General features: G+C 55.5%; 17 protein-coding genes and 3 tRNA genes. 17 read left to right on the forward strand and 3 right to left on the reverse strand.

Annotation, left to right across the window (positions count from 1 at the left end):
• Nucleotides 1-264 precede the first annotated feature (264 nt).
• Together H1S06_RS00005 and H1S06_RS00010 are read right to left on the reverse strand one after the other, a co-directional pair.
• Nucleotides 265-340: transfer RNA gene (locus H1S06_RS00005), tRNA-Phe, on the reverse strand.
• A gap of 61 nt (nucleotides 341-401) precedes the next feature.
• Entirely contained in the window at nucleotides 402-2,396 is a 1,995-nt protein-coding gene (locus H1S06_RS00010; RefSeq protein ID WP_181736241.1) for a methyl-accepting chemotaxis protein, read from the reverse strand.
• Nucleotides 2,397-2,659: 263 nt separating this feature from the next.
• Here H1S06_RS00010 and carA point away from each other — a divergent pair, with 263 nt between their 5' ends.
• Genes carA through greA form a run of 3 tightly spaced genes read left to right on the forward strand, consistent with a single transcriptional unit; the run spans nucleotide 2,660 to nucleotide 7,544 of the window.
• Nucleotides 2,660-3,796, forward strand: a complete 1,137-nt coding sequence (gene carA, locus H1S06_RS00015) for a glutamine-hydrolyzing carbamoyl-phosphate synthase small subunit (protein ID WP_181736242.1) — start codon at nucleotides 2,660-2,662, stop codon at nucleotides 3,794-3,796.
• Nucleotides 3,797-3,846: 50 nt separating this feature from the next.
• Nucleotides 3,847-7,071 (forward strand): carbamoyl-phosphate synthase large subunit, encoded by a 3,225-nt coding sequence (gene carB / locus H1S06_RS00020; protein ID WP_181736243.1) that lies wholly within the window; start codon nucleotides 3,847-3,849, stop codon nucleotides 7,069-7,071.
• Entirely contained in the window at nucleotides 7,068-7,544 is a 477-nt protein-coding gene (gene greA, locus H1S06_RS00025) for a transcription elongation factor GreA (RefSeq protein ID WP_181736244.1), read from the forward strand. The genes carB and greA overlap by 4 nt, the downstream gene beginning before the upstream one ends.
• A gap of 57 nt (nucleotides 7,545-7,601) precedes the next feature.
• Here the strand turns inward: greA and H1S06_RS00030 are convergent, their stop codons facing one another.
• Nucleotides 7,602-7,904 carry a YhbY family RNA-binding protein gene (locus H1S06_RS00030; RefSeq protein ID WP_181736245.1) on the reverse strand — a complete coding sequence of 101 codons (303 nt, stop codon included), beginning with the start codon at nucleotides 7,902-7,904 and terminating at the stop codon, nucleotides 7,602-7,604.
• 329 nt (nucleotides 7,905-8,233) lie between these two features.
• Here H1S06_RS00030 and ftsH point away from each other — a divergent pair, with 329 nt between their 5' ends.
• The 14 genes from ftsH to pnp all read left to right on the forward strand — a co-directional run bounded on the left by ftsH (nucleotide 8,234) and on the right by pnp (nucleotide 22,646).
• Nucleotides 8,234-10,243 carry an ATP-dependent zinc metalloprotease FtsH gene (ftsH, locus tag H1S06_RS00035; RefSeq protein ID WP_181736246.1) on the forward strand — a complete coding sequence of 670 codons (2,010 nt, stop codon included), beginning with the start codon at nucleotides 8,234-8,236 and terminating at the stop codon, nucleotides 10,241-10,243.
• Between the two features lie 95 nt (nucleotides 10,244-10,338).
• Nucleotides 10,339-11,199: a dihydropteroate synthase gene (gene folP, locus H1S06_RS00040; protein ID WP_220183691.1), complete on the forward strand. Its 861-nt coding sequence runs from the start codon at nucleotides 10,339-10,341 to the stop codon at nucleotides 11,197-11,199.
• 3 nt (nucleotides 11,200-11,202) lie between these two features.
• The gene (gene glmM, locus H1S06_RS00045; protein WP_181736248.1) at nucleotides 11,203-12,552 is read left to right on the forward strand and encodes a phosphoglucosamine mutase; all 1,350 of its coding nucleotides are present in this window, start codon (nucleotides 11,203-11,205) and stop codon (nucleotides 12,550-12,552) included.
• 45 nt (nucleotides 12,553-12,597) lie between these two features.
• A complete protein-coding gene (tpiA, locus tag H1S06_RS00050; protein WP_181736249.1) occupies nucleotides 12,598-13,365 on the forward strand; it encodes a triose-phosphate isomerase in 768 nt (255 codons plus the stop codon).
• 12 nt (nucleotides 13,366-13,377) lie between these two features.
• Nucleotides 13,378-13,743, forward strand: a complete 366-nt coding sequence (gene secG, locus H1S06_RS00055; protein ID WP_181736250.1) for a preprotein translocase subunit SecG — start codon at nucleotides 13,378-13,380, stop codon at nucleotides 13,741-13,743.
• Nucleotides 13,744-13,749: 6 nt separating this feature from the next.
• Nucleotides 13,750-13,835: transfer RNA gene (locus H1S06_RS00060), tRNA-Leu, on the forward strand.
• Nucleotides 13,836-13,881: 46 nt separating this feature from the next.
• Nucleotides 13,882-13,958 (forward strand) — tRNA-Met (locus H1S06_RS00065).
• A gap of 133 nt (nucleotides 13,959-14,091) precedes the next feature.
• Entirely contained in the window at nucleotides 14,092-14,547 is a 456-nt protein-coding gene (gene rimP / locus H1S06_RS00070; RefSeq protein ID WP_181736251.1) for a ribosome maturation factor RimP, read from the forward strand.
• 30 nt (nucleotides 14,548-14,577) lie between these two features.
• Nucleotides 14,578-16,068: a transcription termination factor NusA gene (nusA, locus tag H1S06_RS00075; protein ID WP_181736252.1), complete on the forward strand. Its 1,491-nt coding sequence runs from the start codon at nucleotides 14,578-14,580 to the stop codon at nucleotides 16,066-16,068.
• Between the two features lie 27 nt (nucleotides 16,069-16,095).
• Nucleotides 16,096-18,579, forward strand: a complete 2,484-nt coding sequence (gene infB / locus H1S06_RS00080) for a translation initiation factor IF-2 (protein WP_181736253.1) — start codon at nucleotides 16,096-16,098, stop codon at nucleotides 18,577-18,579.
• 9 nt (nucleotides 18,580-18,588) lie between these two features.
• Entirely contained in the window at nucleotides 18,589-19,005 is a 417-nt protein-coding gene (rbfA, locus tag H1S06_RS00085; protein WP_181736254.1) for a 30S ribosome-binding factor RbfA, read from the forward strand.
• Nucleotides 19,006-19,010: 5 nt separating this feature from the next.
• On the forward strand, nucleotides 19,011-19,961 hold the full coding sequence (truB, locus tag H1S06_RS00090) for a tRNA pseudouridine(55) synthase TruB (protein WP_181736255.1): 951 nt from the start codon (nucleotides 19,011-19,013) through the stop codon (nucleotides 19,959-19,961).
• 112 nt (nucleotides 19,962-20,073) lie between these two features.
• Nucleotides 20,074-20,343 carry a 30S ribosomal protein S15 gene (gene rpsO, locus H1S06_RS00095; protein ID WP_181736256.1) on the forward strand — a complete coding sequence of 90 codons (270 nt, stop codon included), beginning with the start codon at nucleotides 20,074-20,076 and terminating at the stop codon, nucleotides 20,341-20,343.
• A gap of 200 nt (nucleotides 20,344-20,543) precedes the next feature.
• On the forward strand, nucleotides 20,544-22,646 hold the full coding sequence (pnp, locus tag H1S06_RS00100) for a polyribonucleotide nucleotidyltransferase (protein WP_181736257.1): 2,103 nt from the start codon (nucleotides 20,544-20,546) through the stop codon (nucleotides 22,644-22,646).
• The last annotated feature ends 5 nt before the right edge of the window (nucleotides 22,647-22,651 follow it).

Here is a 22,651-nt window from a genome sequence, read left to right on the forward strand (position 1 = left end):
GCGCGTTGAGTCGGCAGGAGGAGGTTGGCCGCCGTCAAATCGACATGGGAATCCCACCAGGGGTCTGTACGGGTTTTATCCTGAAGCCGGTATCATGGATACGTGGAGAGCTGTAGATACGCCGTATGGCGTCTGGCGTGAGGGCAAAGTGAAGTGCTAAAAGGCAGGGAAAGAGGAAAGTGAGCTTGTTGCAGGGGGGATGGTGGAAGATGGTGGATTCAGGCATAAAAAAAGGCCTGCAATGAATGCAGGCCTTCGGAATTTTGGTGCCCAGAGGCGGAATCGAACCACCGACACGGGGATTTTCAATCCCCTGCTCTACCGACTGAGCTATCTGGGCAAGTGATGCGCATTCTTTCATTAACGACCGTATGTGTCAAGTATGTAGCTGATTTTAATTATTATTTCCTGCCTTCTCCTGCCTTCTCCTGACTAAATCGGCTGATCATTCGGTTCAGTGAATGGCTGATATTCTCCAGCTCAAGAGCCAAATGGCGGTTGTTGTTGGCTTCATTGGCAGCGTCACCCGCCAGAGAAGCGCTGAGATCGATGGTCGTCTGGATATGTGCCGTTGTTTGCGACTGTTGTTCGGTGGCGGTCGCGATCATAGCGTTCATGTCGGCAATTTCCGTAATTGCGTTGTCTATTGCGTGTACGGATTCTCGGGCTTCCTGAATGGCTGTTACTGTGGCGTCGACCAGCGTTTTTTGGGTCTCGATACAGTTGCTGGCTGTCAATGAAGCATCATTCAGCTTGTTGATGATAGCCTGAATCTGTTCGGCAGACTGGGCGGTATTGTTGGCGAGGTTACGGACCTCATCGGCGACAACGGCAAAGCCCCTGCCTGCATTGCCTGCCCGTGCTGCTTCGATAGCGGCATTAAGTGCCAGCAGATTGGTCTGTTCGGCAAAACCGTGAATCACGGTCAATACTTCGCCGATGGCCAGAGTGTCCAGGCGGAGCTGCTCGATGCTGCTTTCGGTGCGCCCTGCCTCCTCACTTAATTGCTGGGCGTAGTGGCTTGTCTGGATGATATGGTCATTGCTCTGCTGTACCTGCTGCTGTACACGGAGTGTAGCAGTGCTGGTATGGCCCGCGCTGTTGGCAACGTCCTGGTAGGAGTTGGTGAGTTGCAGCATCTGTGCGGCGGAATCGGTGGTTTGACGCTGCTGTTGTTGCGCAACATCCTCAATCAATGCGGAACTGTCGGTTGCGCGAGCTTGAAGTGCCGCCAGTTGGACGGTTTGTTGACCGATTTCACTGATTAGCTGCTTGAAGTAGAGTTGCAGCTTGGCCAGGGCCTGGCCCAGACTTTGTGCTTCGTCGAAACGGCTGTTGAAATGGATGTGCCCATTGAGGTCGCCGGCGGCCAGTTGAGAGATGACGTGGCACGTCATGCTGATGAGAGCGGCCAGTCGATTCAGGAGCAGGCCCATCAGAGAGCCGATAAGGAGCAGTAAAAGCACGGATATCCCTAAAATCCAATAGGTGTTATCCAGGGTTGCCTGGTAGGAGGCGTTCACCGATTGCTCCACCTGTTCCAGTGCCTGTTTGAGGTCGAGCAGGGCGCTGCCGGCCAGTTGCTGTCCCTGCTGTTTCAACTGTCCCAGCTTGCCTGCATTTTGTAGTTCTTTGGGATAGCGGCTGACCAGTGTGTAAATTTGTGTGCGTGGCTCTTCACCGAGTTCGACCCGGTTTTGGACGGTATCCCAGCCCATCAGCTCCGCCATGGGGTCTGCCTCCGTGATGGTATAGAGTCCCAGTGGCTTCAGTGAATGAATGCTTTCTGCTGTTGTATGCATTTGCTGCAGGTGCTGTTCAATGGAGCGGAGTGTATCGTTGTCCAGGCGAGCAAAATAACTCTGACGCAGCAGCGTCAGGTGGTGAAGCTCGGACAATAGCTGAGAACCGAGGCGCAGGTAGTGGAGCGCCAAGCGTTGCTGCTCGGGCTCGGATGGTGCCTGCAGCGCGTATTCGTTGAGGCTGTTCAGGCCATAGGCAAGCTCGCGTTCGTTATTGATCAGCAGTGCCTGAGGCTCGGCCAGCTTTCCGGCGGCTCTAAGCTCGGGTAAGACTTCCGTTTGCAGACGAGACAGGCTCTCTTCAATGGGGCGGCGAATGCCGTCGTCGAGCCAAAGCATGTTGTCATTGCCATCAAGGGCGGTTTTGATGCCTTTTTCGGCTTGTGCCAGCTCGTTGGCATCACCTGAAGAAAGGTAGCGCTGTGTCGGCTGTTCGATCCGGTTTTGAATATCCAGTGTATAGTGCTGGTAATGAGTGTTGTTGCGAAAGGACTTGTCCAGTTGCATCAGTGATCCGATGACGGAAACAGCGAGGGCGGCCAGCATCAGCAGGAGAACCAGGGACGAAAGCCGTGCCAGAGTAGATATTTTCATCACGGGCCTGTGAGAGAATTTGTTGGTATGATGCAACAGTATATGAATATTCTGTGACGCTCCGATGACGTCCCCGTGCGTTTCGCACGTGACTCTGACAGCGGGATCGTCTAGAATGCGGGGGTTATCCTGCTACGAATGCAGGTTGTAAACAGCCAGATTTAATAGAAGCGAGGTAAGCGTCCGGTTTTACCTCGCTTTTTTGCACGTATACCATCCAACTGTCCAGACATATAAAGCAGCGCACGCGCGGGGAGGTTCAATTGACGCGACCAGCCATTCTAGCCCTTGAAGACGGTAGTATTTTCAGGGGAATAGCAATTGGCGCCGATGGTGAGTCCAGTGGAGAGGTGGTATTCAACACCTCGATGACCGGCTATCAGGAAATTCTGACGGATCCTTCCTACTGTCGCCAAATTGTGACCCTTACCTATCCGCATATTGGCAATACCGGCGTGAACGCCGAAGATGCCGAATCCACTCAGACATGGGCTGCCGGACTTGTCATTCGTGACCTGCCGTTGCTGGCCAGCAACTTCCGTTCAGAACAGACCCTGGACGAGTACCTGAAGGCCAACGGTATTGTCGGTATCGCGGATATCGATACCCGCCGCCTGACCCGCATTCTGCGTGAAAAAGGTGCCCAGAACGGGTGCATCATGGCAGGCGATTCTCTGGACGAAACCAAGGCTCTGGAAGCGGCGCGCGCGTTTCCTGGATTGAAGGGTATGGACCTGGCCCGAGAAGTTACCGTCGATGAAAACTATGCCTGGCGTTCAACCAGCTGGCAGCTGGGTGTGGGTCATGAAGATCGTGCGGATAGCGACTTGCCGTTCCATGTGGTGGCCTATGACTTTGGAGTCAAACACAACATCCTTCGTATGCTGGTCGAGCGTGGCTGTCGCCTGACCGTAGTGCCCGCGCAGACCCCCGCTGCTGACGTGCTGGCCCTTAACCCGGACGGTGTATTCCTCTCCAATGGACCGGGTGACCCCGAGCCTTGTACTTACGCCATTACTGCCATTCGAGAGTTGCTGACCAGTGGTCTGCCGGTGTTTGGTATTTGTCTGGGGCATCAGCTGCTGGCCCTGGCGTCAGGTGCTCAGACCGTGAAAATGAAGTTTGGCCATCATGGCGCGAACCACCCGGTTCAGGATCTGGATCGCAAGCATGTGATGATCACCAGCCAGAACCACGGTTTTGCCGTTGATGAAGACTCATTGCCGGACAACCTGCGCGCAACCCATAAATCCCTGTTCGACGGATCACTGCAGGGGATCGAGCGCACTGACGTGCCTGCGTTCAGCTTCCAGGGACATCCTGAAGCAAGCCCGGGGCCGAACGATGTGGCTCCGCTGTTCGATCGCTTTATCGAACAGATGAAGGCCCGCAAGGCCTGATAGCCCCCTGACAAGTCAGTGACAGTAACAGAGACGACCGGTTAAGACAGATGCCAAAACGTACGGACATAAACAGTATTCTCATCCTTGGAGCAGGCCCGATCGTGATCGGTCAGGCGTGTGAATTCGACTATTCCGGTGCCCAGGCCTGTAAGGCGCTGCGTGAAGAAGGCTACCGGGTCATCCTGGTGAACTCCAACCCGGCGACCATCATGACAGACCCGGTGATGGCGGATGCAACCTACATCGAGCCCATCAACTGGAAAACTGTTGCCAAGATTATTGAAAAAGAGCGCCCGGATGCGCTGCTGCCGACTATGGGTGGTCAGACCGCGCTGAACTGTGCGCTGGACCTGGACCGTGAAGGCGTGCTGGCTGAATTCGGTGTGGAAATGATCGGTGCCACCCAGGATGCCATCGACAAGGCGGAAGACCGTGAACGCTTTGACAAGGCGATGAAAAACATTGGTCTGGAGTGCCCGCGCTCCGCGATTGCGCACAGTATGGAAGAAGCCCTGCAGGTGCTGGACTCCATCGGTTTTCCGGCGATCATTCGTCCCTCGTTCACCATGGGTGGTTCGGGTGGCGGCATTGCCTATAACCGTGAAGAGTTCCTCGAAATCTGTGAGCGAGGCCTTGACCTCTCGCCGACCAACGAGCTGTTGATCGATGAATCACTGATCGGTTGGAAAGAGTACGAGATGGAGGTTGTACGTGACAAAAACGACAACTGCATCATCATCTGCTCCATTGAAAACTTTGATGCCATGGGTGTGCACACCGGTGACTCGATCACGGTTGCACCGGCACAGACCTTGACGGACAAGGAATACCAGATCATGCGTAATGCATCGATCGCGGTATTACGTGAAATCGGCGTGGAAACCGGTGGTTCCAATGTCCAGTTCGGTGTTGATCCGCAGACGGGTCGTGTCGTCGTGATTGAAATGAACCCGCGTGTATCCCGTTCATCCGCACTGGCTTCCAAGGCCACTGGTTTCCCGATTGCTAAAATCGCGGCCAAACTGGCGGTGGGTTACACTCTGGATGAGCTGCAGAACGACATCACCGGCGGCCGCACCCCGGCGTCTTTCGAGCCGTCCATCGACTACGTTGTTACCAAGATCCCGCGTTTCACCTTCGAGAAATTCCCGCAGGCTAACAGCCGCCTGACCACTCAGATGAAGTCCGTGGGCGAAGTGATGGCCATCGGCCGTTCGCAGCAGGAATCCCTGCAGAAAGCGCTGCGGGGCCTGGAAGTGGGTGCTACCGGCTTTGATCCGATTGTGGACCTGAAAGCTGAAGACGCGCGTGACACCATCGTTGCCGAGCTGACTCAGCCGGGTGCCGAGCGTATCTGGTATATCGGTGATGCGTTCCGTCTGGGCATGAGCGTCGATGAAATCTACAAGCTGAGCGGCGTTGATCCCTGGTTCCTGGTGCAGATCGAAGACCTGATCAAGGATGAGCAGCGCGTATCTGAAACGGCTCTGAGCGAGCTGGGCAAGGATCAGATCTTCCGTCTTAAGCGCAAGGGCTTCTCGGATGCCCGTCTGGCGCGTCTGTTGGGCGTGAGTGAAAAGCAGTTCCGCAAGCAGCGTCAGAGCCTGGGTGTGCGCCCGGTCTTCAAGCGGGTGGATACCTGTGCCGCCGAATTTGCGACGGATACCGCATACATGTACTCCTCCTATGAGGAAGAGTGCGAAGCCAATCCGTCTGATCGTGAAAAAATCATGGTCATCGGTGGTGGTCCGAACCGTATCGGTCAGGGCATCGAGTTTGACTACTGCTGTGTACATGCCGCATTGGCTGCTCGTGAAGATGGTTACGAAACCATCATGGTCAACTGTAACCCGGAAACGGTTTCCACCGACTATGACACTTCCGATCGCCTGTATTTCGAGCCGATTACGCTGGAAGACGTGCTGGAAATCGCCCATATCGAAAAACCCAAGGGTGTGATCGTACAGTATGGTGGTCAGACACCGCTTAAACTGGCGGTTGCCCTGGAGCAGGCCGGCGTGCCGATTATCGGTACCAGCCCGGAAGCGATTGATCGTGCGGAAGACCGTGAACAGTTCCAGCAGATGCTCAAGCGTCTGGGGCTGAAGCAGCCGGAAAACGCGACCGTGCGCAGCATGGAAGAGGCCATTGTTGAAGCCGGCAAGATCGGTTATCCGCTGGTGGTTCGTCCGTCCTACGTACTGGGCGGACGTGCCATGGAAATCGTTTACAAGGAAGATGAACTGCGTCGCTACATGACTACGGCGGTTCAGGTATCCAACGATGCGCCGGTACTGCTGGATCACTTCCTGAATGCGGCGGTTGAAATCGATATCGATGCGGTCAGCGATGGTAAAACCGTGGTGATCGGTGCCATCATGCAGCATATCGAACAGGCCGGTGTCCACTCCGGTGACTCCGCATGTTCCTTCCCGCCGTACAGTCTGGCGGCAGAGGTGCAGGACGATATGCGCGAGATGGTCCGCAAGATGGCGCTGGAACTGGGTGTTGTCGGTCTGATGAACGTCCAGCTGGCATATCAGGACGGCGAAATCTACGTGATCGAGGTTAACCCGCGTGCCTCACGTACCGTACCCTTTGTTTCCAAGTGTATCGGTACCTCGCTGGCGGCTGTTGCCGCGCGCGTCATGACGGGCAAAACTCTGCAGGAGCTGGGCTTTACCGAAGAGATCGTGCCGACCTTCTTCAACGTGAAGGAAGCGGTATTCCCGTTCAACAAGTTCCAGGGTGTTGACCCCATCCTTGGGCCAGAAATGAAATCGACCGGCGAAGTCATGGGAACGGGTGCAACCTTTGGTGAAGCCTTCATGAAAGCGCAGATCGGTGCGGGCGAAAAAATGCCGTCGGCTACGGGTAAGGCGTTCATCTCGGTGCGTGATGTGGATAAGGCAGCCGTTGTATCCGTTGCTCAGGATCTGGCGGAGCTGGGCTTTGCTATCGTGGCAACGGCGGGCACTGCGGCGTTGCTGGAAGAGTCCGGCTTGCAGGTGACCCGTGTCAATAAGGTGGCTGAAGGACGTCCGAATATCGTCGACATGATCAAAAATGGTGAGATCAGCTACGTGATCAACACCACTGAGGGTCGTAAAGCGATTGCCGATTCGGCTGAAATTCGTCGTTCCGCACTGCAGCACAAGGTTCCTTATACCACGACCCTGGCGGGCGCTGCAGCAACAGCAGAAGCGCTGAAGTACGGAGAGGAAAAAACCGTTCGTCGGCTGCAGGATTTGCATACAGGAGTTGCAAAATGAAACGTGTGCCGATGACCGTTATCGGTGAAAAAAGACTGCGGGAAGAGTTGAGCGACCTCAAGTCGGTTCAGCGCCCCGCCGTCATTGCGGCGATTGCAGAAGCGCGTGAGCATGGTGATCTCAAGGAAAATGCCGAATACCATGCTGCACGTGAGCAACAGGGCTTTATCGAAGGCCGTATCCGTGAACTGGAGTATAAGCTGTCGCAGGCACAGGTGATTGATGTCACCGACATTCCGCATACGGGTAAGGTTATCTTCGGAACCACGGTCGAGTTGATCAATATCGACACGGATGAAGAAGTGCGTTATCAGATCGTGGGTGATGACGAAGCGGATATCAAGCAGGGCAAGATATCCGTTAACTCGCCGATAGCACGAGCTCTGGTGGGAAAGGAAGAGGGTGATGTTGCTGCGGTACAGACCCCTTCTGGGATGACCGAGTACGAAATCTCTGCCGTGGCTCACATTTGAGTCACGCCAAGGTGAAAAAAAACCGCCGGTGATCGGCGGTTTTTTTATATGTGCAGCTCAGCGCATCAGGTTGGAGAGCTTGGGGTTGGGGTCTTGGGCGGCGCGATACAACAGTGCGATATTGCCGATTTCCTGTACCAGTTCGGCCTCCACAATGGCGCAGAGTTCGCGGATCATGTTTTTCTTGACCGTGCGGTCGCCGACGGAAAACTTCACCTTGATCAGTTCGTGGTCTTCGAGTGCGCGGTCCACTTCCAACTGAATGTTCTCGGACAGGCCGTTACCGGCCACCATGACGATCGGGTTCAGGTTGTGGCCCAGGGTGCGGAAATGCTTCTTTTGCTCAGGCGTCAAGCTCATACTAGAATATGGTGCCTCTTGATTGGGGGAATAGCCCCGTTGATCAAATAAACAGCTATTTTACCTGAGTCCTGCGGGGCTGAGTAGCCGCCGACAGGCGTCCGGGGTCAAGCGGTTGTTTTTGAGGGCTGGCGGGTGTGTTGCGAGGAACATTTTTGCCTCGTATCGATCGAAATATCAGTGCATGAGCTGTGCTCGGGTATCTGCTCGAAGGCGCACAAGTTGCGTTCAACGATAAAACAGGTTGCGAAGCGGTGCTTATTCAGTAACAGTGGCAATCACAAGCGGCCGACAGAATTGAGAGAACAGAGGGTGTTCCATTGAACGATATGGCAAAAAATCTGGTGTTGTGGCTGGTGATTGCAGCAGTGCTGCTGACCGTCTTCAACAATTTCAGTGCCGAAAACGAGGGTGGCAAGCTGAGCTATTCCGACTTTGTGGCCGAAGTACAGGCGGATCGGGTAGACAAGGTGACCATTGATGGTTACACCATTGTTGGTCAGCGCAGCAATGGTGAGCGTTTCGAGACTGTGCGCCCGGCTGTTCAGGACCCCAAGCTGATCGATGACCTGTTGCAGCATAATGTCGTGATTGAAGGCAAGCAGCCGGAGCGCCAGAGTATCTGGACGCAGTTGCTGGTGGCTTCATTCCCGATCCTGGTGATCATTGCCGTGTTCATGTTCTTCATGCGTCAGATGCAGGGCGGCGGAGGCGGCAAGGGCGGCCCGATGTCGTTTGGCAAGTCCAAGGCGCGGATGATGAGTGAAGACCAGATCAAAACCACCTTTGATGACGTGGCGGGTGTCGAAGAAGCGAAGGAAGAGGTCAAGGAACTGGTTGATTACCTGCGTGATCCCGGCAAGTTTCAGCGTCTGGGCGGGCATATTCCGCGTGGCGTGTTGATGGCGGGCTCCCCGGGTACCGGTAAGACGCTGTTGGCGAAAGCAATTGCCGGTGAGGCACGGGTGCCTTTCTTCAGCATTTCGGGCTCCGACTTCGTGGAGATGTTTGTCGGTGTTGGTGCATCTCGTGTGCGTGACATGTTTGATCAGGCGAAAAAACATGCGCCCTGTATCATTTTTATCGATGAGATCGATGCTGTGGGGCGTCACCGTGGTGTCGGCATGGGAGGCGGTAACGACGAGCGCGAACAGACACTTAACCAGTTGCTGGTTGAGATGGACGGTTTCGAAGGGACTGAGGGCATCATCGTGATTGCGGCTACCAACCGCCCTGACGTACTGGACCCTGCGCTGCTGCGACCGGGTCGTTTCGACCGTCAGGTACATGTAGGCTTGCCGGATATTCGTGGTCGTGAACAGATTCTCAAAGTGCACATGCGCAAGGTGCCACTGGGTGATGACGTCAAGCCGGAGCTTATTGCTCGGGGTACGCCGGGCTTCTCCGGTGCGGATCTGGCCAACCTGGTGAACGAGGCTGCACTGTTTGCCGCGCGTAACAATCGCCGTACGGTTGGCATGGAACAGTTCGAACAGGCCAAGGATAAGATCATGATGGGGGCTGAACGCAAGTCCATGGTCATGTCTTACAAGGAGCGCCTTAATACGGCCTATCATGAGGCCGGTCACGCGATTATTGGTCGCGTCATGCCGGAGCATGACCCGGTGTACAAGGTGTCGATTATCCCGCGTGGCCGTGCGCTGGGGGTCACCATGTTCCTGCCGGAGGAAGATCGTTACAGCCATAGTCGTCAGTGGATTATTTCTCAGATTTGTTCGCTCTACGGTGGTCGTCTGGCTGAGGAAATGACACTGGGCAAGGAAGGGGTGACCACCGGAGCATCCAATGATATCCAGAAGGCAACCTCACTGGCACGCAATATGGTCACCAAGTGGGGGCTGAGTGAAGAGCTGGGCCCGCTACTGTACGGTGAAGAAGATGATGATCCTTTTGGCCGCGGTATGGGGCAGGGCAGCAAGCCGATGTCTGAAGAGACGCAGAAGCGCATTGATGCCGAAGTAAAACGAATCATTGATGGGTGCTACCAGAAAGCTTCACAGATTCTGCATGACAACCGCGATATCCTGGATGCCATGGCAGAAGCGTTGATGAAGTATGAGACCATAGGTTCAGACCAGCTGGATCAGCTGATGGCACGTACCGAGGTTTCACCGCCGGACGGGTGGGTCGAAGCGCAGGAGCGTGCCGATCAGGCCGAGCGTGATGTGCAGGAAATGAAACAGCGTGGCTCGGACGAGCAGGCTTCAGCTGATGATGCCGATAAGCCGTCTGATGACGAGCCGCCGGCCGATAACTCTGGCAAGGAAGGTTCCGGTGATAACGACCCGAACCCATGGCAGCGTCCGGATGATCGCTGACAGGTATTGATCTGGTATCATGAAGCCGGCCCGGGTGGCCGGCTTTTTTGTGCCTGTCCGTGGTGAAAAATAGAACGTAAACGTGGATGAGTACGATGACGGTATTGCAATGCGCCGAGCGCAGGCTTGATCTTTCGACCGCACAGGTCATGGGTATTTTGAATGTGACGCCTGACTCATTTTCGGATGGTGGTAGTGTTTATGCCGGTCGGCGGTTGTCGGTGGAGCTGGCGCTTAAAAAGGCCGAGCAGATGGTCAAGGACGGCGCGACCCTGATTGATATCGGCGGTGAGTCGACGCGTCCGGGGGCAATGCCGGTACCCGTTGAAGAAGAGCTGGAGCGTGTCATACCGGTTGTTGAACGCCTGAGTCGTGAATTGGACGTCGTGCTGTCGGTGGATACCAGTGCTGCTGAGGTGATGGCGGCAGCCGCAACAGCGGGAGCCGGCCTGCTCAACGATGTACGTTCGTTTTCTCGGCCTGGCGCTTTTGAGGCGGCGGCCGCCACCGATCTGGCACTGTGCGTGATGCATATGCAGGGCAGTAGCCCGGCTACCATGCAGCGTCGGCCGAGCTATGAAGATGTTACTGCAGAAGTGGCGCACTTTCTGTCTTATCAGCAGCAGCGTTGTCAGGATGCGGGAGTGGCGGTCAATCGCCTGTTGCTGGACCCGGGGTTTGGCTTTGGCAAGACCTTGCAACATAATCTGGAATTGCTGAACAGGATGGAGCGTCTGCAGAATGTGGGCGCCCCATTGCTGGTCGGTACATCTCGCAAGTCCATGGTTGGGTTAACCCTGGACAAGCCGGTCGATCAGCGTTTGTACGGTAGTCTGGCGACCGTCGCGTTGGCGGTGACCAAGGGGGCCAAAATATTGCGTGTGCATGATGTGGCAGCAACCGTTGACGTGGTACGCATGACCGAAGCGGTCATTAATGAAACAGCAGGAGAGTAACGGGTGAGCAGACGATATTTTGGAACTGATGGTATTCGCGGTGAGGTAGGTCAGTTTCCGATCACCCCTGATTTCGTATTAAAACTGGGCTGGGCGGCAGGGTGTGTGTTTGCTCGTGAAGGCCGCAGCAAAATTCTGATCGGCAAGGATACGCGCATTTCCGGTTACATGTTCGAGTCGGCACTGGAAGCGGGCCTGTCCGCAGCCGGCGTTGATGTGTTGTTGACAGGGCCGATGCCGACACCTGCGGTCGCCTATTTGACCCGCACGTTCAGGGCCAATGCCGGCATTGTCATCAGCGCATCCCATAATGTCTATTCGGATAACGGGATCAAGTTCTTCTCGGAGGACGGGACGAAACTGCCCGACCATATTGAAGAAGCGATTGAAGCACAGATGGATCTGGCCATGACAACAGTGCCTTCTGCCGAGCTGGGCAAAGCACGTCGAGTCGAAGACGCGGCCGGTCGTTATATTGAATACTGCAAGGGTACGCTGGACAATCGTTTTAGCCTCAAAGGCATGCGAGTTGTGCTCGATTGCGCCAATGGCGCCACGTACCATGTGGCGCCCAAGGTGCTGAGCGAACTGGGCGCCGACGTCATCGAAATTGCCTCTTCGCCGGATGGTGTGAATATCAATGAAGCCTGTGGTGCCACCGACCCCGCTCGGCTACAGAAGGTAGTACTGGCTGAAAAGGCTGATCTGGGACTGGCGTTGGATGGTGATGGCGACCGGATCATGATGGTCGATCATCAAGGGGAAGTGGTTGATGGTGATGAAATACTTTTTATCATCGCAACGGCTTTGCAACAGCAGGGTGAACTGGAAGGCGGGGTTGTGGGTACGCTGATGTCCAACTTCGGTCTGGAGCAGGCGCTTAAGCAGCTGGACATCCCCTTTACACGCGCCAAGGTCGGGGATCGTTACGTCATTGAGCAGATGCAGCAACGTGGCTGGGTGCTGGGGGGGGAAAGTTCCGGGCACATTGTCTGTGCGCAGCTGACGACCACAGGAGATGGTCTGGTAGCTGCCTTGCAGGTTCTTAAAGCCATGGTAGAGGGCGATCGCAGTCTGTACGACCTGAAGGTCGGAATGCATAAGATGCCGCAAACCATGATTAACGTGGCAATGCCTCGAAAACTGGACCCCATGCAGGACGCGGATGTGGTCGCGGCTGTGCGTGAAGTTGAGGCCGTGCTGGGGCAGCGGGGGCGCGTGCTGCTGCGTCCTTCTGGCACTGAGCCGGTAGTACGGGTTATGGTTGAGGGCGAGGATGGGCACGAAGTAGCACGCCTGTGTGACGAGCTGGCGCGGCGAGTTGAAAAAACACTGCAGGGCCTTGCCAGCTGATTTCGGCTCGGATACTATATGCGCCTCTTTCGTAAGGGGATATCGATGCGTAAGGCACTGGTAATCGGTAACTGGAAGATGAACGGGTTACAGGACCGCAATGCGGAACTGCTGACTGAAGTGGCTTCCGGTGTTGCGGGTGATGCTTTTGCAAGTGTCGATATCGGCGTGTGTCCGCCTTTCATCTACCTCCAGTCGGTTGTTCAACAATTGACCGGTACGATGATAGCGACGGGAGCTCAGAATATGAGTCAGCATGCCGGAGGCGCCTATACGGGAGAAATCTCCGCCGAGATGCTGGCGGATATTGGCTGCAGTCTGGTCGTGTTGGGGCATTCGGAACGCCGTTCGCTGTTTGCTGAAACTGATGTGGATGTGGCCGAAAAGGTTCAGGCTGCCTTGGCTGCCGGGTTGATCCCAGTTGTATGTGTGGGTGAGACTCTGGAGCAGCGTGAGGCGGGTCGTGCGGTAGAGGTTGTTTCTCAACAGCTTCTGCAGGCGATTGCAGGCCTTGATGTTACAATGCTGGAGCGAATTGTCGTGGCATATGAGCCCGTATGGGCGATTGGCACTGGCTTGACTGCTTCGCCGGAGCAGGCGCAAGAGATACATCAGGCGCTGCGAGCGGCTTTGAGCAGTCTCTCGATTGATGCTGCTGAGCAGATGCGGATTGTTTATGGCGGCAGTGTCAATGCGGCCAATGCAGATGCCTTGTTTGCTCAGCCGGATATCGATGGTGGTCTCATTGGTGGTGCATCATTGAAGGCTGAAGACTTTATTGCGATCTGCCGTGCGGCGGCAGTCGCCGGCTAAACGGTATCGATGATGGAAAATGTAATTCTGATCGTTCATGTGCTGCTGGCCGCTGCGATTGTTGCTCTGGTGCTGCTGCAGCAGGGCAAAGGCGCCGAAGCGGGTGCTTCCTTTGGTGGTGGTGCATCGCAGACAGTATTTGGCAGTCAGGGCTCAACCAGCTTTTTGGGACGTCTGACTGCAATCATGGCAGCCGGTGTGTTTGCGACCAGCTTTGCTCTGGCCGTTTTTGCCAAGCAGAAGGCTGTCAGCGTAAATGATGCTGGTATTCCGGCGGCAGAGGTGATTGAATCTGCAGCGGAAGCCCAGAAAGAACTGCCGGTGCTCGAAAGTCAGCAGGCAGTGCAGTCGGAAACTGATATTCCGGTTGCTGAATAAGTTTAAGCCGAAGTGGTGAAATTGGTAGACACGCCATCTTGAGGGGGTGGTGAGCTATGCTCGTGCCGGTTCGAGTCCGGCCTTCGGCACCATTTGTAAACTGATCAGGTGTTGTGTATAATGTGCACCTGTTTCTGATGCGGGGTGGAGCAGTCTGGTAGCTCGTCGGGCTCATAACCCGAAGGTCGTTGGTTCAAATCCAGCCCCCGCTACCACTATTTAACGAAAAAGCCCCTTGTTAGGGGCTTTTTCGTAGATGATCAACAGGCATCACAGGTGCCGTGTCAGAAATGGGTCCTAAGCGGCCCATTTTTTGTTTCAGGCATATCCAGAACGAGGTCTTCGTCAGTGTCAGCCAAACTTAACGCCTTGCAGGAATTGATCGAGCCGGCCGTAACCGCGCTGGGTCTGGAGCTTTGGGGGCTGGAGTTTAACTCCGCCGGTCGCCACAGCACGCTGCGCATCTTTATTGAAGGGCCGGAAGGCGTCACTGTTGATGACTGTGCACGTGTCAGTCATCAGGTCAGCGGCATTCTGGATGTCGAAGATCCCATCCAGGAGCAGTACACGCTGGAAGTGTCTTCTCCGGGGCTGGATCGACCGTTGTTTACACTGGAACACTTCAGTGAATATGCCGGTCATATGGTGCAGTTGCGTCTGCGGGTTCCCTTCGAGGGACGGCGCAAGTTCAAGGGCATACTGAACGGCGTCGAAGGCGATGAGGTGCTGTTGGTTGTTGATAATGAAGAATATTTGTTGCCGATCGACTATATCGATCGTGCCAACGTGATTCCCCAGTTCTAATACCGGTTTGAGGTTTGGCGAGGCAGTCGTATGAATAAAGAGATTCTACTGGTTGCAGAAGCTGTTTCTAATGAAAAGGACGTGCCCAAAGGCGTCATTTTTGAAGCGATAGAAGTTGCTCTGGCCACGGCTACAAAGAAACGCTATGACGAAGAGGCGGATATCCGCGTCGTAATTGATCGTGCAACCGGCGGCTATGAGACCTGGCGTCGCTGGCTGGTGGTCAGCAATGAAGAGGTGCCTGCACTGGGCACTGAACTGACGCTGGAAGAAGCGCATGAAATAGATCCTGCTCTGCAGCCGGGTGATGTGCACGAGGAGCAGGTTGAATCTGTCGCCTTCGGTCGTATTGCTGCCCAAACTGCCAAACAGGTTATTGTGCAGAAAGTGCGTGAAGCTGAGCGTGCCAAGGTGGTCGAGCAGTATCAGGACCGCAAGGGTGAGCTGGTGGCAGGTACTGTCAAGAAAGTGACCCGTGACAATATTATCGTTGACCTGGGCAATAATGCCGAGGCGCTGCTGCCGCGTGAAAACCTGATTCCGCGTGAAAGCTTCCGTATGGGCGACCGTGTCCGTGCGGTGTTGCAGGAAGTGCGCAGTGAAGGACGTGGCCCACAGCTGATTTTGAGCCGTACCTCCAATGAAATGTTGATTGAGCTGTTCAACATTGAGGTGCCTGAAATCGCCGAAGACGTGATTGAAATCCGTACGGCTGCACGTGATCCCGGTGCGCGCGCCAAGATTGCGGTCAAGACCAACGATGGTCGTATCGATCCGGTGGGCGCCTGTGTCGGCATGCGTGGTTCTCGTGTCCAGGCCGTTTCCAATGAGCTGGGCGGCGAGCGAGTGGATATCATTCTGTGGGATGACAACCCTGCTCAGCTGGTGATCAATGCCATGGCGCCGGCCGAGGTGGCTTCCATCGTAATCGATGAAGAAAGCCATTCCATGGATGTGGCCGTAGCGGAAGAAGCCCTGGCCATGGCGATTGGGCGCAGTGGACAAAACGTACGTTTGGCCGGTGAACTGACTGGCTGGGACCTGAACGTGATGTCGGAAGCAGAAGCGGCCGACAAGCAAGAGTCCGAGGTGGGTGCAGTTGTCGATATATTCGTCAAGCACCTGGATGTTGATGAAGAGCTGGCAGAAGTTCTGGTAAGCGAAGGCTTTACCTCTCTGGAAGAGGTGGCTTACGTCCCGGTCGACGAGATGCTCGAGATCGAAGACTTTGACGAAGATCTGGTTGAGGCCCTTCGTGCAAGGGCAAAAGATGCCCTGATCAACCTGGCAATCGCCAGTGAAGAGCAACTGGGTGACGCGGAACCGGCAGACGACCTGCTGACAATGGATGGTATGGATCGCACGCTGGCATTTCAGCTGGCGGCTTCCGGCATTGTGACCATGGAAGATTTGGCAGAACAGTCTATTGAAGACCTGCTGGAGATTGAGGGGCTGACTGAAGATAAAGCAGCCGAGCTGATCATGACCGCCCGTGCTCCCTGGTTTGAGCAAGAGCAGTAAACGCCAGCGGAATAGGAGAACACATAGATGGCAGAATTAACCGTCAAGAAGCTTGCCGATGTGGTTGGTGTATCCGCTGAGCGTCTGCTGACGCAAATGCAGGAAGCCGGCATTCAGGGTAAGAAAATTGACTCCAGCGTTTCGGAAGAAGAGCGTCTGTCGCTGTTGAGCCACTTGAAGCGCAGCCACGGCGAAAAATCTGACGCCGAGCCGAGTAAAATTACTTTGAAGCGTAAAACCAAATCGCAATTGAAAATTTCCAGTGCTTCCGGGCAACGGAAGACCGTCAGCGTTGAAGTGCGCAAAAAACGCACCTATGTGAAGCGCTCGGTTCTGGAAGAAGAAGCCAAGCCGGCAGAAGAGACTGCAGCGATTGAAGCCGTTGCCGAAGTCAGCGCACCTGAAGCGGTAGTGGCTGAGGTCAAGGCCGAAGCACCGCAGGCTGCAGCCGCTGAGCCGGCAGTAGAACAGGCCCCGCAGGCGGCTGCCCCGGAGCAGGCTGCACCAGCGACAGCTGAACCGGCGGCTCCCAGTGCCGAGCCTGTACATGACAACCCGCGTCGCAAGGACAAGGAAAAGTCTCGTCGCAACGAAGATGACGATCGTCCGCGTCGTGGCAAGGGCGGTGGCCGGGAACAGGACAATAACCGCAACAACCGTCGTGGCAAGGGTGGTCGACGCACGGGAGCGGCTAACAGCCGTGGCCGTGGTGGCAATCAGAACCAGCATGGTTTCGAAAAGCCGACGGCTCCGGTTGTGCACGAGGTGAGTATCCCCGAGAGCATCACCGTCGCGGAATTGGCCAAGAAGATGTCCATCAAGGCCGCCGAAGTAATCAAGGCGATGTTCAAGATGGGTGCCATGGCGACCATCAACCAGGTACTGGACCAGGATACGGCGGTTCTGGTGGTTGAGGAGATGGGTCACAAGGCGATCCCGATGCAGGAAAACGCGATCGAAGATGCACTGATCGAGAGCGTACAGGCTGCTCAGGGTGAAAAGGTTGGCCGTGCACCGGTCGTAACCGTAATGGGTCACGTTGACCATGGTAAAACATCGCTGCTGGACTATATTCGTCGCACCAAGGTGGCAACCGGTGAGGCGGGTGGCATCACCCAGCATATCGGTGCTTATCATGTTGAAACCGATAACGGCATGGTGACCTTCCTGGATACACCGGGACACGCGGCCTTTACTGCCATGCGTGCGCGCGGTGCCCAGTTGACCGATATCGTGGTACTGGTCGTGGCAGCCGATGATGGTGTTATGCCGCAGACCGAGGAAGCGGTTCAGCACGCCAAGGCGGCCGGAGTGCCTCTGGTTGTGGCGGTGAACAAGATCGATAAGGAAGAAGCGGATCCGGATCGTGTCAAGAACGAACTGGCGCAGCGGGACGTGCTGCCTGAAGACTGGGGTGGCGATGTTCAGTTTACCCATGTCTCTGCCAAGAGCGGTGAAGGCATTGATGCCCTGCTGGACGCTATCCTGCTGCAGGCCGAACTGCTTGAGCTGACAGCGGTCAAGGATGCGCCGGGTCAGGGCGTTGTGGTTGAATCCCGTGTGGATAAAGGGCGCGGTTCCGTATCGACCCTGTTGGTCCAGAACGGTACCTTGCACAAGGGCGACATCGTACTGGCAGGTCTGCATTACGGTCGCGTACGTGCCATGCTGGATGAGAACGGCAAGCCGATTGAAGCGGCAGGACCGGCTATTCCGGTCGAGATCCTGGGGCTTGACGGAACACCGGATGCGGGTGAGGAATTCACCGTAGTATCCAGCGAGAAAAAGGCGCGTGAAGTGGCGCTGTTCCGCCAAGGCAAGTACCGCGAAGTGAAATTGGCGCGTCAGCAGAAAGCCAAGCTGGAGAACCTGTTCGAAAACATGCAGGCCGGCGACGTGAAATCGCTGAACATCGTGCTGAAAGCGGATGTGCGCGGTTCTTTGGAGGCGATCATCCAGTCGCTGGAAGAGCTGTCTACCGACGAAGTGAAGGTGAACATCGTCTCCAGCGGCGTTGGCGGTATCGCCGAGACCGACGCCAACCTGGCCCTGGCCTCTTCGGCAATTCTGGTCGGCTTCAACGTTCGTGCCGACAACCAGGCCAAGGCCCTGGTCGAACGTGAAGAACTGGAGCTGCGTTACTACAGCGTTATCTATGACATCATTGATGATGTTAAACAGGCCATGACCGGTCTGTTGGCGCCGGAATACCGTGAAGAAATTGTCGGTATTGCCGAAGTACGTGATGTCTTCCGCTCGCCGAAACTGGGCGCGATTGCCGGCTGTATGGTAACGGATGGCACCGTATACCGTAACAAGCGCATTCGAGTCTTGCGTGATAACGTGGTGATCTATGAAGGCGAGCTGGAATCTCTGCGCCGCTTCAAGGATGCCGTGCCTGAAGTACGTCAGGGTATGGAATGTGGTATCGGGGTGAAGAACTACAACGACGTGAAGGTCGGTGACCAGATCGAAGTGTTCGACACCGTGGAAGTGCAGCGTACGCTGTAACGGAGCATTATGGCACGCGACTTTAAACGAACAGACCGGGTAGGGGACCAGATCCAGCGTGATCTGGCCGCCCTGATCCAGCGTGAAATCAAGGATCCGCGGCTGGGAATGGTGACCATCAGTCACGTCAAGGTGAGCAAGGATCTCGGCTATGCCGATGCCTATTTCACCGTGATGGCTTTTGGTGAACAGACCGAGCAGACGCAGGCAGAGGCGATCAAAAACGCCACGCAGGTCCTGAATAACGCGGCCGGTTTTCTGCGCACCGAGCTGGCCCGCGGCATCAAGCTGCGGGTAATGCCGCAACTGCGTTTCCATTTTGATGAAAGTGTAGAACGCGGCCGCCACCTGCATGGTCTGATAGAAAAGGCCTGGCAGCAGGAAGCTCGGCGTACGGATGATGACGAAGATACTGACGGGAATTGAATACTATGGCCCGTAAACCAAAAGGTCGCTCAATCAGCGGCCTTTTTCTGTTGGACAAGCCCCAGGGGCTGTCTTCCAATTCGGCCCTGCAGCGGGTCAAACGCTTGTACGGTGCGGCCAAGGCTGGTCATACCGGTGCATTGGATCCATTGGCGACCGGCCTGCTGCCGATTTGCCTGGGTGAAGCGACCAAGTTTTCCCAGTACCTGCTGGATTCGGACAAGCGTTACCTGACGACGGCCAAGCTGGGACAGCGTACCGATACCTGTGATGCCGAAGGCAGCATCACCGAGGAAAAAGCAATCCCTGGGGATTTGACATCCGCACAGGTGGAAGCGCTGTTGAATGAGCATTTCAGCGGTGAAATCGAGCAGGTGCCGCCGGTGTATTCGGCGCTCAAGCTCAATGGTCAGCCACTATACAAGCTGGCGCGTCAGGGAATTGAGGTCGAGGTCAAACCGCGCCAGGTGTGGATCCATGAAATCAGGCTGCTGGCGTTGCGAAAAGACGAAATCGATCTGGAAATCTTCTGCTCCAAGGGCACCTACATCCGCAGTATCGTTGAAGATTTGGGACTATTGCTGGGGTGCGGGGCGCACGTAACGGTTTTGCGTCGTCTGCAGACCGGGGCTTTTGATGCCTCTCAAATGATGACGCTGGAGCAGCTGCAGCGCCTGGCCGAACCGGGTGCCGAAGAATCGGAAAACAGCATACAACAGCGCCTGGATGCGTTATTATTACCGGCTTGGAGCCCCGTGGCAGAATTGCCGGCGTTGGAACTGACCGCCTCGGAGGTCGATCGCATGCGGGTGGGGCAACGCTTCAGAGCCGTCAACTCGGGCTCACTCGTTGGCGAATTGCGTTTGTTCGCTGAAGATGATGCGACGTTCATGGGCATTGGCGAGATCGGTGCCGATGGCGTGCTGAGGGCTCGTCGCCTGGTCAGCACGTCCTGACAGATTCGGCCATCAGGGTCGACTGACGCTGTACTGAAAATATGCTCGGTGCAGCGCGACTTTTAATCCGCAGTATCTTGTTGCTGTGTGCATATTGATCAAGGAGATTACAATGGCTCTTTCAAACGAACAAAAAGCGGCAATCGTAGCCGAATTCGGTCGTGGTACCGGCGATACCGGTTCTACCGAAGTGCAGGTTGCACTGCTGACTGCGAACATCGAAGGTCTGCAGGGACACTTCAAATCGCACAAGCATGACCACCACTCTCGTCGTGGTCTGATCCGCATGGTAAACCAGCGTCGTAAGCTGCTGGACTACCTGAAGGGCAAAGATGCTGACCGTTACCTGGCCCTGATCGGCCGTCTCGGACTGCGTCGCTAAGCAGTACCCTACTGAGGCCATACACTGTATGGCCTCAGTTTTATCCGGGTTCTTGAATTCAGGTCCCGTTACCGCCGATACAATCATCCAGCCTGTACTCATGTATCCATTGCCATATCAGTGCATATATGAGTACCGGCTTGAATATGAGGAATGATTGGTCAGCAGGCGGGATATACTCGACAACAAGGAGTTTTATCGTGCAAGCGATTAGCAAGACATTCCAGTTTGGCAAACATGAAATCACCATCGAAACCGGCAAGGTTGCGCGTCAGGCGACCGGTGCCGTCATGGTGACCATGGATGGTGTTCAGGTGTTGTGTACCGTTGTGGGTGCACGTGACGCCAAGGAAGGTCAGGATTTCTTCCCTTTGTCCGTTCACTACCAGGAAAAGTACTACGCCGTAGGCCGTATTCCGGGTGGTTTTTTCAAGCGTGAAGCGCGTCCGTCCGAGAAAGAGACGCTGACCTCCCGTCTGATCGACCGTCCGATTCGTCCGCTGTTCCCGAAAGGTTATATGAATGAAGTGCAGGTGATCTGTACTGTCATGTCGGCCGACAAGGTGAATGACCCGGATATCGCGGCGATGATCGGTACATCGGCTGCACTGGCCATTTCCGGTATCCCCTTCCTGGGACCGATCGGTGCTGCTCGTGTCGGCTTTACCGAAAACCAGGGCTATATCCTGAACCCGACTTACGAAGAACTGGCCTCGTCCGAGCTGGACATGGTGGTAGCGGGCACCAGCGATGCGGTGCTGATGGTTGAGTCCGAAGCACAGGAATTGACCGAAGACGAAATGCTGGGTGCCGTTCTGTTCGCGCATCAGGAAATGCAGGTGGCGATCAACGCCATCAACGAACTGGTTGCCGAAGCCGGTAAACCGAAGTGGGATTGGCAGCCGGCTGCCAAGAACGAAACCCTGGTGGCTCAGGTACGTGAACTGGTCGGTGAAGGCATTGCCGCTGCTTACCAGGTGGCTGACAAGATGCAGCGTCAGGGTGCTCTGTCCGATCTGCGCAGCAAGGCGGTTGAAACACTGTCCGGTTCTGAAGAAGGCCAGCCGTCCGACAAGGAAGTGGCGGGTATCTTCAGCTCCCTGGAAAAGGAAATTGTGCGTAACCGTATCATCGACGGTGAACCGCGTATCGATGGTCGTGACAACAAGACCGTTCGTGGTATCGATGTTGAAATCGATCTGCTGAAAGGTGTGCACGGTTCTGCCCTGTTCACCCGTGGTGAGACCCAGTCCATCGCGACCTGTACCTTGGGTACCAGTCGCGATCAGCAGATCATCGATGCGCTGGAAGGCGAACGTAAAGATCCGTTCATGCTGCACTACAACTTCCCGCCGTACTCCGTCGGTGAAGCGGGCCGCATGGGTGCTACCGGTCGTCGCGAAATCGGTCACGGCCGTCTGGCACGTCGTGGTGTTGCTGCGGTACTGCCGACTCAGGAAGAGTTCCCGTACACCATCCGTATCGTATCCGAGATCACCGAGTCCAACGGTTCCAGCTCTATGGCCTCTGTGTGTGGCGCGTCCCTGTCCATGATGGATGCGGGTGTTCCGCTGAAGGCTCCGGTGGCAGGTATTGCCATGGGTCTGGTCAAAGAGAATGATCGCTTTGCAGTCCTGACCGACATCCTGGGTGATGAAGACCACCTGGGTGACATGGACTTCAAGGTTGCCGGTACCGAAGCGGGTATTACTGCACTGCAGATGGATATCAAGATCACCGGTATTACCGAAGAGATCATGGAAATCGCGCTGGAGCAGGCCCTGGATGCACGTAAGCACATCCTGAAAGAGATGGCCAAAGTCATTGGTTATGCGCGTCCGGAACTGCCGGATAACGCTCCGGCCATGCAGCTGCTGAAGATCAACCCGGAGAAAATCCGTGACCTGATCGGTAAAGGTGGCGCGACCATCCGTGCCCTGACCGAAGAAACCGGTGCCATGATCGACATCGAAGATGACGGTACTGTCCGCATCTACGCCGACGACAAGGCCAAGGGTAAGGCGGCGCTGGATCGTGTAACTGCGATCACCGCTGAAGCCGAGATTGGCAAAATCTACGAAGGTAAGGTTGTTCGCATCGAAGAGTTCGGTGCTTTCGTGAACATCCTGCCGGGTAAAGATGGTCTGGTACACATTTCCCAGATCGCCAAGGAGCGTGTCAACAAGGTGACCGACTTCGTCAATATGGATGATGTCGTGAAGGTGAAAGTGCTGGATGTTGATATGCGTGGTCGTATCAAACTGTCCATGAAGGACCTGGAAGCGGATGACGCTGTTTCCTGATTCCT

It is taken from the genome of Marinobacterium marinum (genome assembly GCF_013868415.1).
Lineage (GTDB): Bacteria > Pseudomonadota > Gammaproteobacteria > Pseudomonadales > Balneatricaceae > Marinobacterium > Marinobacterium marinum.

Excerpts from the sequence above, each read along its gene's own strand:
- folP (WP_220183691.1), top strand. The coding sequence starts at position 10,339 with ATGACGGTATTGCAATGCGCCGAGCGCAGGCTTGATCTTTCGACCGCA.
- infB (WP_181736253.1), top strand. The coding sequence starts at position 16,096 with ATGGCAGAATTAACCGTCAAGAAGCTTGCCGATGTGGTTGGTGTATCC.
- rbfA (WP_181736254.1), top strand. The coding sequence starts at position 18,589 with ATGGCACGCGACTTTAAACGAACAGACCGGGTAGGGGACCAGATCCAG.
- rpsO (WP_181736256.1), top strand. The coding sequence starts at position 20,074 with ATGGCTCTTTCAAACGAACAAAAAGCGGCAATCGTAGCCGAATTCGGT.
- nusA (WP_181736252.1), top strand. The coding sequence starts at position 14,578 with ATGAATAAAGAGATTCTACTGGTTGCAGAAGCTGTTTCTAATGAAAAG.
- ftsH (WP_181736246.1), top strand. The coding sequence starts at position 8,234 with ATGGCAAAAAATCTGGTGTTGTGGCTGGTGATTGCAGCAGTGCTGCTG.
- H1S06_RS00030 (WP_181736245.1), bottom strand. The coding sequence starts at position 7,904 with ATGAGCTTGACGCCTGAGCAAAAGAAGCATTTCCGCACCCTGGGCCAC.
- tpiA (WP_181736249.1), top strand. The coding sequence starts at position 12,598 with ATGCGTAAGGCACTGGTAATCGGTAACTGGAAGATGAACGGGTTACAG.
- truB (WP_181736255.1), top strand. The coding sequence starts at position 19,011 with ATGGCCCGTAAACCAAAAGGTCGCTCAATCAGCGGCCTTTTTCTGTTG.
- carB (WP_181736243.1), top strand. The coding sequence starts at position 3,847 with ATGCCAAAACGTACGGACATAAACAGTATTCTCATCCTTGGAGCAGGC.
- greA (WP_181736244.1), top strand. The coding sequence starts at position 7,068 with ATGAAACGTGTGCCGATGACCGTTATCGGTGAAAAAAGACTGCGGGAA.
- H1S06_RS00010 (WP_181736241.1), bottom strand. The coding sequence starts at position 2,396 with ATGAAAATATCTACTCTGGCACGGCTTTCGTCCCTGGTTCTCCTGCTG.
- secG (WP_181736250.1), top strand. The coding sequence starts at position 13,378 with ATGGAAAATGTAATTCTGATCGTTCATGTGCTGCTGGCCGCTGCGATT.